This window comes from Microbacterium sp. F01, assembly GCF_056156365.1.
In genome coordinates, this window is record NZ_CM149592.1 from 952,270 (window position 1) to 968,573 (window position 16,304).

At 69.9% G+C, this 16,304-nt stretch carries 15 protein-coding genes; 10 read left to right on the top strand and 5 right to left on the bottom strand.

The features are described from left to right. Window positions 1-44 precede the first annotated feature (44 nt). On the top strand, window positions 45-1,103 hold the full coding sequence (locus ACVN90_RS04155) for an ATP-binding cassette domain-containing protein (RefSeq protein WP_475100904.1): 1,059 nt from the start codon (window positions 45-47) through the stop codon (window positions 1,101-1,103). Continuing rightward, complete coding sequence (locus ACVN90_RS04160; protein WP_475100905.1) at window positions 1,100-1,894, top strand: ABC transporter permease; 795 nt, start codon at window positions 1,100-1,102, stop codon at window positions 1,892-1,894. The genes ACVN90_RS04155 and ACVN90_RS04160 overlap by 4 nt, the downstream gene beginning before the upstream one ends. Before the next feature lie 50 nt (window positions 1,895-1,944). Here ACVN90_RS04160 and ACVN90_RS04165 read toward each other — a convergent pair whose 3' ends face one another. Beyond that, window positions 1,945-3,291, bottom strand: coding sequence for a diguanylate cyclase (locus ACVN90_RS04165; protein ID WP_475100906.1), 1,347 nt, complete (start codon window positions 3,289-3,291; stop codon window positions 1,945-1,947). A 227-nt stretch (window positions 3,292-3,518) separates the two neighbouring features. On the opposite strand from ACVN90_RS04165, the gene ACVN90_RS04170 reads away from it, so the two are divergent. Further along, entirely contained in the window at window positions 3,519-3,959 is a 441-nt protein-coding gene (locus tag ACVN90_RS04170) for a MarR family winged helix-turn-helix transcriptional regulator (RefSeq protein ID WP_475100907.1), read from the top strand. Window positions 3,960-3,967: 8 nt separating this feature from the next. Here the strand turns inward: ACVN90_RS04170 and ACVN90_RS04175 are convergent, their stop codons facing one another. Beyond that, window positions 3,968-4,288: a hypothetical protein gene (locus tag ACVN90_RS04175; protein ID WP_475100908.1), complete on the bottom strand. Its 321-nt coding sequence runs from the start codon at window positions 4,286-4,288 to the stop codon at window positions 3,968-3,970. A gap of 181 nt (window positions 4,289-4,469) precedes the next feature. On the opposite strand from ACVN90_RS04175, the gene ACVN90_RS04180 reads away from it, so the two are divergent. The 3 genes from ACVN90_RS04180 to ACVN90_RS04190 all read left to right on the top strand — a co-directional run bounded on the left by ACVN90_RS04180 (window position 4,470) and on the right by ACVN90_RS04190 (window position 8,878). Further along, window positions 4,470-5,216, top strand: coding sequence for an EAL domain-containing protein (locus tag ACVN90_RS04180; RefSeq protein WP_475100909.1), 747 nt, complete (start codon window positions 4,470-4,472; stop codon window positions 5,214-5,216). Between the two features lie 15 nt (window positions 5,217-5,231). After that, window positions 5,232-8,267 (top strand): hypothetical protein, encoded by a 3,036-nt coding sequence (locus tag ACVN90_RS04185; protein ID WP_475100910.1) that lies wholly within the window; start codon window positions 5,232-5,234, stop codon window positions 8,265-8,267. 92 nt (window positions 8,268-8,359) lie between these two features. Continuing rightward, window positions 8,360-8,878 (top strand): hypothetical protein, encoded by a 519-nt coding sequence (locus ACVN90_RS04190; RefSeq protein ID WP_475100911.1) that lies wholly within the window; start codon window positions 8,360-8,362, stop codon window positions 8,876-8,878. Window positions 8,879-9,016: 138 nt separating this feature from the next. On the opposite strand, the gene ACVN90_RS04195 is transcribed toward ACVN90_RS04190, so the two are convergent. Continuing rightward, on the bottom strand, window positions 9,017-9,694 hold the full coding sequence (locus ACVN90_RS04195; protein WP_475100912.1) for a GntR family transcriptional regulator: 678 nt from the start codon (window positions 9,692-9,694) through the stop codon (window positions 9,017-9,019). A 5-nt stretch (window positions 9,695-9,699) separates the two neighbouring features. Beyond that, entirely contained in the window at window positions 9,700-10,089 is a 390-nt protein-coding gene (locus ACVN90_RS04200) for a YccF domain-containing protein (RefSeq protein ID WP_116194236.1), read from the bottom strand. A gap of 90 nt (window positions 10,090-10,179) precedes the next feature. On the opposite strand from ACVN90_RS04200, the gene ACVN90_RS04205 reads away from it, so the two are divergent. After that, window positions 10,180-11,061 carry a CHAD domain-containing protein gene (locus ACVN90_RS04205; protein ID WP_475100913.1) on the top strand — a complete coding sequence of 294 codons (882 nt, stop codon included), beginning with the start codon at window positions 10,180-10,182 and terminating at the stop codon, window positions 11,059-11,061. A 79-nt stretch (window positions 11,062-11,140) separates the two neighbouring features. Beyond that, window positions 11,141-13,600, top strand: a complete 2,460-nt coding sequence (locus ACVN90_RS04210; protein ID WP_475100914.1) for an ATP-dependent helicase — start codon at window positions 11,141-11,143, stop codon at window positions 13,598-13,600. A 104-nt stretch (window positions 13,601-13,704) separates the two neighbouring features. Here ACVN90_RS04210 and ACVN90_RS04215 read toward each other — a convergent pair whose 3' ends face one another. Beyond that, window positions 13,705-14,313, bottom strand: a complete 609-nt coding sequence (locus tag ACVN90_RS04215; protein WP_475100915.1) for a MerR family transcriptional regulator — start codon at window positions 14,311-14,313, stop codon at window positions 13,705-13,707. Window positions 14,314-14,389: 76 nt separating this feature from the next. Between ACVN90_RS04215 and ACVN90_RS04220 the strand changes: the two genes are divergently transcribed. Beyond that, window positions 14,390-14,806: a hypothetical protein gene (locus tag ACVN90_RS04220; protein ID WP_475100916.1), complete on the top strand. Its 417-nt coding sequence runs from the start codon at window positions 14,390-14,392 to the stop codon at window positions 14,804-14,806. Window positions 14,807-14,994: 188 nt separating this feature from the next. Further along, window positions 14,995-16,191: an SseB family protein gene (locus ACVN90_RS04225; RefSeq protein WP_475100917.1), complete on the top strand. Its 1,197-nt coding sequence runs from the start codon at window positions 14,995-14,997 to the stop codon at window positions 16,189-16,191. The last annotated feature ends 113 nt before the right edge of the window (window positions 16,192-16,304 follow it).

The following is a 16,304-nucleotide window of genomic DNA, read 5'->3' on the forward strand; positions in this document are numbered from 1 at the left end:
CATCGCGGACAGGATCTGTCCGCATCCGCTCCTAGTTTGGGGGCATGGCGAACCAATCGATCATCCAAGCGCAGGGACTGACCAAGCGCTTCACCGTGAAAGGCAAGACCGTCGAGGCCGTCACCGACCTCGCGTTCGAGGTGGCGCGCGGCGAGCTCGTCGCGTTCCTCGGACCCAACGGCGCCGGCAAATCGACCAGCCTGCGTATGCTCACCACCCTGATCCCGCCGACATCGGGCACGGCGCGGGTCGTCGGGTTCGACATCCTGAAGCAGCCCGCCGAAGTCCGCGCCCGCATCGGCTACGTCGGCCAGCTCACGAGCGGCAGCTTCGCGCAGCGCGCCCGTGACGAGCTGCTCAGCCAGGGCGCGTTCTACGGCATGTCGAAGGCGGCAGCCCGCACGCGAGCCGACGAGCTCATCGAGTCGCTCGACCTGGCGGGCTTCGCGACCCGGTCGGTGCAGCAGCTGTCGGGCGGCCAGAAGCGCCGGCTCGACGTCGCCCTCGGGCTCATGCACGCGCCGCCGCTGCTGTTCCTCGACGAGCCGTCGACCGGACTCGACCCGCAGAGCCGCGCCAACCTCTGGCAGCACATCATCGACCTGCGCGCGCAGTACGGCACGACGGTCTTCCTCACGACCCACTACCTCGAGGAGGCCGACCGCTACGCCGAGCGCGTGATGGTCATGGACAAGGGTCGCGTGATCGCCGACGACACCGCCGCGCGGCTGAAGGCGGAGCTGGCGGGCGACGTGCTCACCTTCGGCTTCGCGGACGAGACGGATGCTGCCGCCGCCGTCGACGTGGTGCAGCAGCTCACCGATCGGGAGGTGCGAAGGGACGCGGCATCCGTCGTCCTCACGGTGCCGGAAGGCGACGCGCTGCTGCCCGCCGCAGTGCGAGCTCTCGACGCGGCCGGGCTCACGGTGCGGACGGCGACCGGAGTGCCGCCGACTCTCGACGACGTGTTCCTGGCGCTCACCGGCCGCACGCTGCGCGAGGCCGGCGAGGGAGAGAGCGAACCCGAAGAAGAAACGGATGCCGCGGCCGCGGCATCCGTCACCACAGAACAGGTGAGCGAGACGACAGGAGCGAAGCGATGAGCACCCAGATCGAGACCCGGCCCGACACCGCGGTGCGGGCGAACCCTGCGCGCGACACGTGGAACGTGCTGACGCGCGAGCTGAAGCCGGTGGTGCGCGATCCGTTCACGCTGATCTTCAGCCTCGTGCAGCCACTGGTGTTCCTCGGGCTGTTCGCGCCGCTGCTCGTGGGCTCGTCGGGCGCACCCGTGGGGGAGACCCTGCAGTGGTTCGTGCCCGGCGTGCTCGTGATGATCGTGCTGTTCGGCACCGGCGCGACCGGGTCGAACCTGCAGTACGAGATGATGACGGGCTCGCACGAGCGCACGCTGGTGGCGCCGCTCGCGCGGTCGTCGCTGCTGGTCGGCCGCGCGCTCAAGGAGATCGCGCCGATCGTCGTGCAGGCGCTCATCATCGTGCTCATCGCGTGGCCGTTCGGCTTCACGATCAACGTGCCCGGACTCGTGATCGGACTCGCGCTGCTCGCGGTGTTCGGCGTCGGCCTCGGGTCGCTGTCGTACACGCTGGCGCTCAAGACCAAGGACCGCGAGTGGCTGTTCTGGGGCGTGCAGCAGACGCTGATCTTCCCGCTGCTGATCCTCTCGGGCATGCTCCTGCCCCTCGACGAGGGCCCGGCCTGGATGAGGGCGGTGTCGACAGTGAACCCGGTCAACTGGGTCGTGCAGGCCGAGCGCGCGCTCTTCGCCGGCGACCTCGGCGCGGTCGAGGTGCTCTGGGGATGGGTGGCTGCGATCGTGCTCGCGGTGGTGGGGCTCGTGGTCGGGATCCGCGCGATGCGCAAGAGCAGTTAGGACGATGGATGCTGCGGACCCGGCGTTCTGCGCCGGGTCCGGGCCGGGAGCTACCGGAGGATGGGGGTCGAGGCGTGGTGGGCGACGGCGACGCGGTCGCCGCCGGCCATCTTCGCCTCGTACATGGCGTGATCGGCGGCGCGGATGAGCTGATCCATGACCGGGGCGCCGTCGTTCCCGACGGTGACCACGCCGACGCTCGCTGTGATGGTCAGCGCGGACGGCAGGTCGTCGTACGGCTCCGCGATCGCGGCGCGGATGCGGTCGGCGAGCGCCGCGGCGTCACCGACGCTGTCCACGGCGGCGACGGCGATGAACTCGTCGCCGCCGAACCGCCCGAGCACATCCGACTCCCGGATGACCCCGCGCAGCCGCTGCCCGATCTCATGGAGGAGTGCGTCCCCCGCTGCGTGACCCAGGAGATCGTTGACAGCCTTGAAGCCGTCGATATCGATGAAGATCACGGTCAGCGCCGAATAGTCCTGGAACAGCGTGCGCGTGACGTCTTCTTCGATCAGCCGCCGGTTCGGCAGCCCGGTCACCTCGTCGTGCATGGCCGCTCGGCGCAGGGTGTCTTCGAGCCGGATGCGTGCGATGGCCTGGGCAGCCTGATTCGACAGCGCCTCGGCGAGCGGCACGGCTTCTTCGTCGAACTCCCGCGGGTGGTCGAAGAAGCAGACCATCGAGCCCACCGCGTCTCCGTGAGAGCGCATCGGCGAGGCGATCGCCGCGTGCACTCCGCCCGCCCGATAGATCTCGCTCATATCGACCCCGGGGACGTAGGCGTTCGCGTCTTCGGGGGAGCGCACGATCAGCACCTGGCCCCCGAGCATGGTCACTGTTCCGGCCGGCCGGAGTCCCGGTGGCCAATGGTCGGCGAGCGGGTTGACCCCTGCCACCTGCACGAGCCCATCGGGTCCGCTGATGTGTACGCTCACCGCACTCGCGGCGAACGCCCTCTGCGCGACGTCCACCAGGAGCTCGGCCGCGTCGACCTCGGTCCTGACGTTGCCGAACCCGACCGCGGCGTTGAGGAGGATCTGCAGGCGCTGCCGGCCGCGCTCGGTCTTCGCCTCTGCGCCGCGGAACCCCAGGCTGAACGCCGATCGAGTCGACACGTCGTACACCGCGATGCGCTCGACGCCGGACTCGTCCTCACCGAGCGAGCCGACCACCACGGGGCGGACGACCCCAGACACGCCATGGAGGGTGGCATCTGTGGGGCGCTGCCCGTCGGCATCGGCCAGTGGCATCCGCAGAGTCAGCAGGGACTCGAGCGGTCTTCCGATCACGTCCTCGCGATCGCAGCTCATCCAGTCCAGCACCTGCGCATCCGCGTCGAGAATCGTCGACTCGCAATCGACGGCGATCAGCCCGCAGGCCGCGACGCCTAGCATGGGAGGCCTGCGGCGCGCCGGGTCGTCAGGATGCGGCATCCGATCAGCGCAATTCGGGGGGTCACGGTTGCCTCCTGGCTTCTGTGTCGAGGCGGTGCGTGTGGCGAGGGGTGTCGCGTCTGCGGGTTGCTTCAGCCTAGTCGATGCCTCGCAGATATAGGTAAGTATCTTAAATATTCGCTCACTGAGCTATTCTGATCGCGAAGCGGCTGAGGGAGAATGGCGGCATGGCGAACGACACCCCGGCGCTGACCCTCGGGGTGGCGCTGCGTCGGTACCTCGATGCGCGCAATGCGGCGATGGTGACCGCGCGCGCCAGCCTCGGCATCACCGACACCGATGCCCGCGCCCTGCTGTTCGTGGTGGGGAATCCGGGAACACGGCCGACGGTGCTGCGTGAGTACCTCGGCATCACCTCGGCCGGCGTGACGACGCTCATCGATCGGCTCGTCGGCCGCGCTCTCGTGCGACGCGATGTCGACCCGGCCGACAGGCGGGTGAACCGCATCACCGCCACGATCGACATCGCCGAAGATCCGTGGTCCGCACTCAATCGGTTCGACGACGACTTCGACGTCGCCGTAGGAGCTGCCGATCAGACCCTGGTCGGCGACTCGGCCGCGCTGCTCGAGGCCCTGACCGCGGCGACGGTGAGCACGCGGCACTGACCCGCCGTTCAGGCGACGTCGATGCCCTGATACGCCTGCGACTTCGCCTCCAGGAACGCGCACAGATCGGAGACCGCGGCCAGCTCGACAGACAGCTCGAGCAGTCCCGACGCGTCCAGGACCAGGTTGTCTTCGCGGGGCTCCATCGTCGCGACCCAGCCGGAGGCGTCTTGCGTGATCGGCTGGATGAACACGCCGGTCGGAGCGTGACCGAGGCGGAAGAACACCAGACCGGTGTCGGCGCCACCATCACCGTCCTGCGCCATCACGCGTGCTGAATCGGCCATCGGCTTGCCCAGCGCCCGATACTCGGCGAGCCAAGTCTCCAACGTCTCCAGATTCCGAAACGCCATCGCGATCCTCCTGCTACCTCTGCGACGAGAAAAGTATATGGACCGGCGGATCCGTCCTCGAAGGACGCCCACGAGCGTGATGGGGCGGACTGTAGTCGATCGTCGCTCCTCGTGCTGTCGCTTGCGATCGAGGCGCCTGGCAGGGCTGACTTGAAGGATGCCCACCACTGGAGACCTCGCGGACGATCTGACGGCCGCTGTCGGCGGTTCCGAGATCTTCGCCGTCTACCAGCCGCAGGTGTCATTGGAGAGCGGCTCGATCGTCGCCGCGGAGGCGCTGTGCCGGTGGCGGCACCCGCGGCTCGGCGACATCGACCCCGTCACGATGATCGGCGTCGCCGAGCGCAGCGGTGCGATCCATGCGCTCGGGCGGCGGATGCTCGACGAGTGCCTCGACACGCTCGACGACTGGCGAAAGACGGGCCGTGCCTGGGCCGTCGCCGTCAACGTCTCGCCCGCGCAGTTCGAGGACGAGTCGTTCGCCGATCACGTCGCCGGCGAGTTCACGCGACGCTCGCTCGCGCCCGGTTCACTCGTCTTCGAGCTTTCCCGCGATCTGCAGCCGATCGACGACGATGCGGTGCTGTCACAGCTGCACATGCTGCGCGAGATCGGTGTGGAGTTCTCGCTCGCCGGCGCCGGTGCGGAGCCGCCCTCGCCCGAACTCCTCCGAAGCCTGCCGGTCGCCGAGGTGAAGCTGCCGGGCGAACTGGTGCGCGCCGCAGAGCGACCGGCACCGCCGTGGCTGCGCAGCCAGGTCGAGGTCGCACATGCGCACGGTCTGCGGGTGGTGGCCGAGGGGATCGAGACCCTCACGCACCTCGACATCGCGGTGGAGCTGGGCTGCGATCGCGCGCAGGGGTTTCTCATCCGTCAGCCGCACTCAGAGATCGTGTTCCCCTAGATCTAGGATCAAGGGATGACGACGGCGCGACGGCGAGGCATCCTCGCTGTCGTCACCGCGATCATCCTCCTCGCGCTCGGCGCCGGGGTCGCGTTCGCCGTCGGCGACGCGCTCGGCATCCGCACCGAGCCGTCGGCGCAGATGGAGCCCGCGGCCGCCGTCGTCCCCGAGGTCGCCGACCCCGTCCTCCCGCCTTCCTTCACGTTCAACGCACCCGACACCGAACGCCTCTCGGTCGCACTGGAGGAATTGACGGATGCTGCGGCCGCAGCATCCGGAACCTCCGGCGAAGCCGTGCTCACGGTGCGGATCGACCCGACGCTCATCGCGACCGATGATGACGCCTACACCCTCGCAGGCGACGCGACTTCGCTGCGCGTCAACGCGACGAGCGAGGCCGGAGCCACCCGCGCGATCTACGACCTCAGCAACCAGATCCGCGCCGCGGCGTCGGTCACCGACCTGATCGGCGCGCACCAGAGTTCGCGCCTGCAGCTGCGCATGACCGACCTCGGCGCGGTCGGCGTGATCCCGGATCCTGCCGAGTGGGGATCCGGCGACGACTACTCGCACGCGTCGAAGGCGTTCGCCGCGGTCATGCAGCCCGAGCCGCCGTACGTCGACGAGACCGCGCTCGCCGCCGCGTTCGAGGACTTCGACGGGTTCCTCCGGCACTCCCTCGCGAACGGGTTCAACGCCGTCGCGTTCCCCGGCTTCGTCGAGTACGTCACGTTCGACGACGCGCCTGGCGGCCCGGTCTACGCCGACGGCGACGACCACCGCGACAAGGCGCTCGCCCTGCGCGAGGCTTATGCGCCGTTCTGGGAGCGCGCCGACGAGCTCGGCATGAAGGTGTTCCTGCGCACCGACATGCTCGCGCTGACCGGACCGCTCGAGCAGCACCTCACCGACGAGTTCGGCTCGCTCGACACCGAGAACCCCGACCTGTGGAGCGTCTACACCGCCGGCCTCGACGAGCTCTACGACGCCGTGCCCGCACTCGACGGCGTGCTCATCCGCATCGGCGAGGCGGGGCCGGTCTACGACGTGGGCGGCTGGGACTACTACTCCGCGCTCGAGGTGACCTCGGTCGACGCCGTGCGCACGATGCTCGAGGCGTTCACGGGGCAGGCCGAGGCATCCGATCGCGAAGTGATCTTCCGCACCTGGTCGGTGGGTGTGGGCGCCGTGGGCGACATGCACACGAACGACGAGTCTTACGAGGCGGTGCTGGGCGGCATGGACTCGCCCGCACTCATCGTGTCGACGAAGTACACGCTCGGCGACTTCTACACGTGGCTGCCGCTCAACGACACGCTCGAGCAGGGGGCGCAGCGGCGCATCGTCGAGTTCCAGAGCCGGCGCGAGTTCGAGAACTTCGGGGCGTTTCCGAACGACCTCGGCCCGCAGTACCAGTGGGCGCTGCAGCAGCTGCTCGCACAGAACGACCAGGTCGAGGGCGTCTGGGTCTGGACCCAGGACGGCGGCCCGTGGCGCGCCGGTCCGATGTCGCTCTACCTGAAGTCGGGATTCTGGCAGCTGTACGAGCTGAACACCCAGCTCGCAGCATCCCTCGCCCAGAATCCCGAAGCCGAGGTCGCCGGTATCACCGCGGCCTGGGCCCGGGAGTACTTCTCCGAAGACCCCGCCACCGTCGAGGCGATCGTCGAGGCGATGACCCATTCCCGCGACGCTATCGCGCAGGGCATGTATGTGCCGCAGTTCGCGCAGCAGCGGGTCTTCGCGATCGGGCTCGAGCCGCCGCCCATGATGTGGATCTTCGAGTGGGACATCCTCACCGGCGATTCCGCGGTGCTCGACGTGCTGTATGCGATCGTCCGCGACAGCGGCGCGAACGGCGTCGAGGACGCGATCGCTTCCGGTGGCGACGCGGTGGCGGCGGTCGAGCAGATGCGCGATCTCGTTTCGGAGACGGATGCTGCGACCTGGCACTCCTCGGAGATCCGGACCGCATTCCTCGACACGCTCGACTACGAGCTCGACACCCTGCGCCTGCTCGAGGCGTACCGCGCGATGATCCTGCACCAGGGACAGTGGCACGACACGCTCTCGGCCGAGGCGCACGCGCGATGGGATGCGGATCGCGTCGTGTACGAGGAGCGCGCGGCGGAGCACCTCGCGAAGTATGAGGGGAGCATCGACTACCCGGCGTTCAACCTCACCGCCGCGCAACTCGGCGTCGAACGGGCGGTGCGTGACGAGCCCATGGCGTGGATCGCGCGCGTGCTGCTCGTGCTCGCGATCGCCTGGGTCGTGATCGGCATGCTCGCCGCGCGCACGCGCCTGGTCGCGAAGCCCGGCGCCGCGGCGGCGCGCGCCACGTGGATCGCGTCGACGCGGCCCTGGCGGGCGCGCGAGTCGACACTCGGCATGCTCGAGCTCGACCGCTGGCTGCTGCTGATCGTGCCCGCGGGGCTGCTGATCGCGACGCGCGCCGTGCAGACGTCGTTCCTGTCGTGGACCCACCTCGCCGTCATCATCGGCGCCTGGGTTGTGTTCGCCCTGGTGCTGCGCCTCTTCGTCTGGGAGCGCTCGCCGTGGCCGGTCATCGCCGCCGTCGGCGGGGTCGTGATGCTGCGCTGCATCGTGACGCTCTTCGCCCTGTCGTTCACCGGCCCGGGCGGGTACTGGTTCGCGTTCTGGACCGACCCCGTGCTGCGCACCGTGTACATCACCGTCGCGTTCGCCCTGTTCGTCTGGGTGTTCGTCGCCGCCGGATGGGCGCTGTCGGCGCAGGTGCGCGCGCGGCGCGCGACCGGGTACGTGCTCGCGGCGGTGGGCGCAGGGCTGCTCGTGCCCGCGGCGATCGTCGGGTTCGTCGGCCTCGAATCCGCACTGACGCTCTGGAACGACGAGATGGGCCTGCTGCCGTGGGGCCTCGCGCGCATCCTCGGCATCACGACGTATCTCGAGATCCCTTCCGAGACCCCCTGGGCGGCCGCGGCGTTCGGCGGTGCGCTGCTCGTCGTCGGCCTGCTGCTGGCGGTGCCGTGGCGACGGCGGCGGGGCGCAGCATCCGTCCCCTCCTGAAGAAGGGGGTCGCAGGGGCGGCGTGGTCGGACCACACGTCTCGGAGGAGTAGCGTGGAAACATCCCCGAAACAATTCGAAGAGGTATTCACCATGCGCTCACGAAGCACAGCACTCCTGTCCATCGCCGCCGTTTCCGGCCTTCTGCTCGCCGGTTGCGCGTCGACCGCCGACTCGGAGCCCACCGCCACCTCGGCCGCGGATTCCGTCGTCGAGTCGTCGGTGACCGAGCCCGCCGCCGCCGGTGAGCGCGTCGGCGCCGACGGCAACGAGCTCGAGGTGTGGAGCAGCATCGTCCCCGACGAGAGCGCTGCCGCAGCCCTCGAGGAGCCCGCCGAGGGCAACCAGTGGGTCACCGTCAACGTCGCCCAGTGGGTGACCGACGAGGGCCAGTCCGACGTCGACGTCGCCCCCGTGCTGCGTTCGACCGACGACGAGTCCTTCTCGGCCGAGGCCGTCTCGCAGCGCGCCGTCGAGGTGCCGATGACGCCCGAGAAGTCCTACACGTTCGTGTGGAGCTTCCAGGTTCCCGAGGACCTCGTCGACGCCTCCACGCTCGTGCTGTGCGTCGGTGAGGGTGACGAGGGCTGCAGCAGCCTCGCCGCCGAGTGATCCCGTGTGTCGGCCGCCCCACGGCTGGCGCCTGATCCACCGCATTCGCGCCGTGTGCCTTCGGGCACGCGGCGCGTTCGCCTTCCGGCAGGTCAGCTCCCGATGTGGATGGTCGAACGGCGTTGGTCGGGTGCCGCTTCAGGCGCCGAACATGATCTCGTGGCAGAGCGCGCGGCTCGTGTCCACGTGGCGCAGCGCGACGGCGGCCGCCGCATCGGCGTCGCGGTTCGCGAGGGCCACCACCAGTTCGCGATGCTCGGCGAGGAGGATCTCGGGCGACCGGTTCTGGCGGAGCACCCAGTGCAGCCGGCCCTCGAGCGGTTCGAGGGTCGACGCCAGGATGCGGTTGTGCGCCATGCGCGGGAGGGCGTCGTGGAACGCCTGGTTGAGCTCGGCGACCGCGACGAGGTCGCCCCGCGCGAGAGCGGCATCGGCGTCGTCGGCGATGGCCGAGAGCGCCTGGATCTCAGCATCCGTCGCCCGCGCGCTCGCGAGCCGCGCGCACTGCACGTCGAGGGCGACGCGCACATCGAACAGGTCGTCGACGTCCTCCTTCGCCAGTACCGTGACGATCACCCCGCGACGCGGCACCTCCTGCACGAACCCCTCGCCCTTGAGGAGGGTGAGCGCTTCGCGCACGGGGACGCGCGAGACGCCCATCTCCTCAGCGAGCACCCGTTCCACGAGGCGGTCGCCGGGCACGAAGTCGCCGCGCACGATCCGATCGCGAATCAGGTCGCGCACCCGCTCGCGCAGCGGCTGATGCGTCGCGCCGATCGTCGACGCAGCGCGGGTGGATGGCGGCTGTGCGGTCATGGGGATCAGACCGGCTGCAGCGTGCGGCTGTCGACGATGACCTTGCCGAGGGGCATCAGCGAGATCGGCACGAGCTTGAAGCTCGCGATGCCGAGCGGGATGCCGATGATCGTGATGCACAGCGCGATGCCGGTGAGGATGTGGCCGATCGCCAGCCACCAGCCCGCAAGGATCACCCAGACGACGTTGCCGAGGAACGAGCCGACGCCCGAGGTGGGCTTGTCGACGATCGTGCGGCCGAAGGGCCACAGGGCGTAGAGGCCGATGCGGAACGAGGCGATGCCCCACGGGATGGTGAGGATGAGGATGCACAGCACCACCCCCGCCAGCATGTAGCCGAGGAACATCCAGAAGCCCGACAGCACGAGCCAGATGATGTTGAGGAGGGTGCGCATGGGGTCCATCTTGCCGGTGAGCGGCTGAAAGCTCGCTCCGGTCGGCCCCCGGATCTTTCCCGCGGCGCGGCGCCTGTCTAGGCTCGGGGAATGGGCACGACTCCGAAGGACCTGACCGTCGGGGACGTACTCGGCGAGATCGTGCGCCGCGCGGCGGCTGAGGTCGAAGACACCGCCGCTGCTGCCCTGGCGGACGAGACCGACGGTGTGCATCAGCACCGCGTGCGGGTCCGGCGGCTGCGCAGCGTGCTCGCGGGCTTCCGCGAGGTGCTCGACACCCGATCGGCCGAGCGCCTGCGCGTCGCGTACGCGGAGTGGGGGCGCGAACTCGGCGTCGTGCGCGACATCGAGGTGCGCGCCGACGTCGCGGAGCGGCTGCTGGAGCGCGCTGAGATCGATGACCCGGCGATCGTGCAGCGGCTCGTCGACAGCGAGCGGGAGGCGTATCCCACGGCGCACGAGCGGCTCGTGGAGCTCGCACGCTCGCCGCGGGCGGAGGAGCGCGCGCGGCTGCTGCGGGAGTTCGTCGAAGCGGCGGGCGTCGTCGAGCCGGACCGGCCCGCAGTCGACGTGATCGCCGCGGTGCTGTCGAAGCAGGCCGGTCGCGTGGAGAAGGCGGAGGGCCGCCTCGACGGTTCCGACGAGGCGCACCACGAACTGCGGAAAGCCGCCCGCCGCACGCGGTACGTCGCCGAGGCGATCGCCGACGTCGCCCCGGAGCTGTACCCGACGGAGGTCGAGGCCATCGCGGAGGCCGGCGACGACCTGCACGACGCGCTCGGCGCGCACCGCGACGCGATGCTCCTCGCAAACCGGGTGGCGCACGAAGGCGCGCTCGCGGGCCGGGCGGGCGAACTGTCCGATGCGTACGCGACGATCGCCGATCTGCTGCGCACCGAGGCGGAGGAGCGGCTCGAAGAGGTGCCTTCGGCCCTCCGGGAGCTGAAGGCTGCGGCATCGCGGCTGCCGTGAGGCGCAGCATCCGTCCGCTCTGGAAGGGCAGGAGACGGGCAGCGTCGGTGTCGGCGCGCGCGCCTAGACTTGACGGGCAATGACGGACGCCAGCACCCCCATCATCGTCGGCAGAGACATCGGCCCTCAGGCCCCCGGCGCACGCCCCGACGACGACCTGCTCGAAGGCCTCAACCCGCAGCAGCGGGAGGCCGTGACGTATCGCGGGCAGGCGCTGCTCATCGTGGCCGGAGCGGGCTCCGGCAAGACCAGCGTGCTGACGCGGCGCATCGCCTCGCTGCTGCGGAACCGCGAGGCATGGCCGAGCCAGATCCTGGCGATCACGTTCACCAACAAGGCAGCGGGCGAGATGCGCGAGCGCGTCGAGCACCTCGTGGGCGACTCGTCGCGCGGTATGTGGATCTCGACGTTCCACTCCGCGTGCGTGCGCATCCTGAGGCGCGAGGCCGAGCAGTTCGGCTTCACCAAGTCGTTCACGATCTACGACTCGGGCGACTCGCGCGCACTCATCAAGCGCCTCGTCAAAGAGCACGAGGCCGACGCGTTCGGCCTGACGCCGGCGGCGACGCAGTCGAAGATCTCGCGTTTGAAGAATGAGCTGGCGGATGCTGAGTCCTACGCCCGCTCGGCCAACATGAGCGACCCTGCCGAGCGTGTGTTCGTCGAGCTGTTCGGCGCCTACCAGCGCGAGCTGCAGAAGGCCAACGCGTTCGACTTCGACGACCTCATCGGGCAGACGGTCTTCTTGTTCCGCGCGTTCCCGCAGGTCGCCGACGTCTACCGGCGGCGCTTCCGGCACGTGCTGGTCGACGAGTACCAAGACACCAACCACGCGCAGTACGCGCTGATCCACGAGCTGACCAGGCCGCCCGGATCGGATGCTGCGCCCCTCGCCGCGTCCGGCGGCATGATGATCTTCGAGCCCGAGCCGGCCGCCGAAGACGGCGCGTCCCTCACCGTCGTCGGCGACTCGGATCAGTCGATCTACGCGTTCCGCGGCGCCGACATCCGCAACATCAGCGAGTTCGAGAAGGACTACCCGGGCGCCAAGGTCGTGCTCCTCGAGCAGAACTATCGGTCGACGCAGAACATCCTGTCTGCTGCCAACGCTGTGATCAGCCACAACTTCGACCGCAAAGACAAGAAGCTGTGGACGGACGTCGGCGAGGGCGAGCAGATCGTCGGCTTCACCGGCTATTCGCAGCACGACGAGGCGCAGTTCGTCGCCGATGAGATCGAGGCTCTGCGCCGGGGCGGCGTCGACTACTCGCAGATGGCCGTCTTCTATCGCACCAACTCCCAGTCGCGTGCGCTGGAGGAGATCTTCATCCGCTCGGCGCTGCCCTACAAGATCATGGGCGGCACGAAGTTCTACGAGCGCGCCGAGATCAAGGACGCCCTCGCGTACCTGGTCGCGGTCGCGAACCCGGCCGACGAGATGGCGATGCGGCGCATCATCAACCGGCCCCGCCGTGGCATCGGCGACGTGACGATCGAGACCATTTCGCGGTACGCGGTGGATCAGCAGATCACGTTCCGCGACGCGCTCGCGAACTCGTCGGCGCTGGGCGTCGGCCCCAAGATCCAGGCGGCCATCGCGCATCTCGACGCGGTGCTGGCCGAGGCATCCGAGATCATGCTCCCGTCGTCGGGCGAGCTCGCCCCGCCGACCGCGGTCGCCGAGGGGCTCACGCTGCTGCTGAACAAGAGCGGCTACTACGACGCGCTGCGCGCCAGCAAGGACGCGCAGGATGAAGCGCGCATCGAGAACCTCGACGAGATGGTGGCCGTCGCGCGCGAATTCGCGCGGAACAACCCCGAGGGCACGCTGCTCGACTTCCTCACCGAGGTCGCTCTCGTGTCAGATGCCGACGACCTCGAGGACGCCTCGGGCTCGGTGTCGCTCATGACCCTGCACACGGCGAAGGGCCTCGAGTACGACGCCGTGTTCGTCACGGGTGTCGAGGAGGACCTCATCCCGCACCGCATCTCGGCGGGGGAGCCCGGTGGTCCGCAGGAGGAGCGACGCCTCTTCTACGTCGGCATCACGCGCGCCCGCAAGCGCCTGTACCTGTCGCTCGCCATGACCCGCGCGCAGTTCGGCGAGGTGACCGTCGCGATGCCGAGCCGGTTCCTGCAGGAGATCCCGCACGAGCTGCTGCACTGGCGCCAGTCGCCGGGCGACGTGAACTCGCGCGGCGGCACGCAGTCGCGGGCGCTGAACGCGCGCCGGGGCTCGGGCTCGGGGTCCGGGTTCGGGGGTTCGGGCAGTCGACGGTACGGGGATGATCTGGTGCCGCTCGCGCGTCGCGAGCCGTCGGGAAACCTCGAGCGCTTCGCGAACAAGATCCCCGCCAAGGTGCGCGACAACGGCGACATGGAGCTGGCGCCGGGCGACCGCATCCGTCACGACGACTTCGGCGAGGGGCGCGTGGACGCCGTCACCGGCGAAGGCGCGAAGCGCGTCGCGCACGTGCGGTTCGACTCCGCCGGCCCGAAGAAGCTGCTGATCAAGATCGCCCCGATCACCAAGCTCTGACCGCGTCGAGCCCGGAGTTTCCTCGCCGGCTCGAGACGTCTCGACTCGCAAGCTCGCTCAACGATCGCTGGTTTGGCCTCGGGCGCAACCCGGGGTGGGCGTGCTCAGCGGCCGGCGCCTTCGACGAGCAAGTGGTGGTGCGCCAGCCGGCGGAGCGCCAGCATCACCGGCTCGTACAGGGCGGTGCCGAGCACCGCGTAGGGAACGGCCTCCGCGCGCGACATCCCGGCCATCGGCGCGAGCTCTTCGGCGGCGACCTGGCGCATCGCGGTGCTGTAGCGGCCGAGCACGGTGGGGGAGGCATCCAATCCCGCCGCCTCCAGGGCCTGCAGCGCCTCGTCGAGCTGAGCGACGGCGGTGAAGTCGGGGTCATAAGTGAGGCCGAGTGCGTCGATGGCCGCGCGCGCCCGGGGAAAGTCGTCGCGGTCGGCCTCGACGTACGGCGGGAGAGCACCCACGGCACGCCCGAGCGTGGCGATCGGGTCGTCGTCGGGGGTATCGACCAGCGCGAGCACGTCGCGCACGCGCGACAGTGGAAGACCGCGCACATCGGCCAGAGCGGAGATGAGCCTGAGCCTCACGAGGTGCTCCTCGCCGTACTCGGCCCGCGTCGTCGAGATCGCCTCCCCGCGGGGTAGCATGCCCTCGCGGATGTAGAACTTCACGGTGGCGACGGGCACGCCGCTGCGCTCCGACAGCTCCGAGATCCTCATCCGGCCCCCTTGGTCTTGACTTTGGATACTATAGCTATCCAATATTGGAGAGCGAAACTATCCAACGGAGGCCACGATGGACCCGATCCTCACGATCGTCGCCGGCGCGACGATCCTCACCGTCATCGGCATCATGTCGGGCGGCACTTTCCTGCTGCGGATCGCGACGCGCGGTCTGCCCTTCAACGGGCTGCAGAAGACCTTCTTCCGCGCCGGACACGCCCATGCCGGCGTGCTCGTGATCCTCGGCCTCGTGAGTCTTCTCCTGGTGTCGACGGTCGGCGTGCCCCTGCCGTGGCAGTGGGCGTCGGCCGGTGTGCTCGCGAGCGCACTCCTCATCCCCGGTGGGTTCTTCCTGTCGGTGCTGGGACGCGACCCGCAGCGGCCGGGTCGGGCGATCGCGCTCCTGTGGGCCGGAGTCGTCGTGCTCGCAGCATCCCTCCTCGCCGTCGGCATCGGGGTGATCGTCGCTGGAGTGTCCTTGCTGGGCTGAGCGCCGCGGTTGCGGCTTCGGCACGTCCGCGGTGGTCGTTGGCGCCTCGCCCGTGTTCCCAACTCAGGATCGTTGCCGCCGTGCCGCGCGGGGTTCCGCGTCGTTCCGCGGCGGTGAGCGGGCGCCGCAGGCAGCCATCCTGAGAACGGCACGCGTTCGGGCACGGGAGGGCGGGTTAGGCTCGCACAATGGCCTTGTTCTCGCGCCGTCCGAAGAAGCCCGCCGAGCAGCCGCCGACCTCCCCCGAGCCCTCACCGGCTGACGAGGTCGCGGCCGAGACGGTGGCTGCTCCCGCCGAAGCTTCGCCGGCTGCCGACACGGTCGCCGCCGAGCAGTCCGCGGGTGATTCACCCGCCCCGGAGACGGATGCTGCGGCCGGGCCTGCGCAGGAGGGCCCCGCGGCGGACGCGCCCGCTGAAAGCGCGGAAGCGGATGCTGCAGCATCCGTGTCCATCTCCGTCTCGGCGTTCGGTGGGCTCGGCGTGTCGCCGGCGACGTCTCCGTCGGCGGAGCCGCGCGAGCCGCAGGCGGGCGAGACCGTGCCGCCGGGGCCGAAGCCGCGCGTGGGCGCCCGCGAATGGATGCGCACGGCGCCCGAGCAGACCGAGACCGTGCCGGGACTGCGCGACAACGTGCTCCTGCGCGCCGCACTCGGGCGGATCGGCGATGCCCCGGCATCGCAGGCGCTGCTCGACGTCACGCGACAGCTGCTGCAGGGGCACGTGTTCCTCCGGGTCAAGGGCGACGCGCGCACGCTCCTCGCCGAGGGGAAGGGGCTGCCGCTCGCGATCGCGAACTCGGGGGACCGCACTTTCGCACTCGTCTACTCGAGCGGCGCCGCGCTGCAGGCGAGCGTCAAGGCCGACGGCGACGCCGAGACGTCGGCGATGGGCCAACCCGTGCTCACGGTGCTGCGGCATGTCTTCTCGAGCTCGTACGACGGGATCATCATCGACCCCGCATCGTCGCCGTCGCGTGCCGTGCTGCCGAAGGAGCTGCTCGAGCGCGCGGTCGAGCAGGCCGATCCGCAGCTCACGGTGAAGACGCTCCTCGCCGCTGAGCGCACGCCGGAGATCGACGCCAAGGTCGCCGAGGCGCTCACGCGCGTTCCACTCTGGGTCGCCGTGGGCGTCGCGGCGAGCGGCGCACCTGGGATCGCCGAGGGGCGCGACGCCGAAGGGCGCCGCTTCCTCGAGGTCTACTCGCACCCGCTCGAGGTCGCGGTGATGGGCCGCGGCGACAACGCCGGGCCGATCACTCCCGTCCAGCTCGCGAAGGCGCTCCGCGCCGACGACGGGCTCACGGGTGTCCTGGTCGACCCCGCGGGGCCGTGGATCCGGCTCAGCCGCGACGACCTCGCCCCGCTTCTCGCCCTCGCCGACTGAGCCTCGCCACCGCTGGGTGAAGCCGCTTCGCGCCGGAAGCGCGGTTGACCTGTCGAGGAGCTGGCGCAGGGGTTGACACCAGTGCGATCGCGTGTACTCTATTCAACATAAAC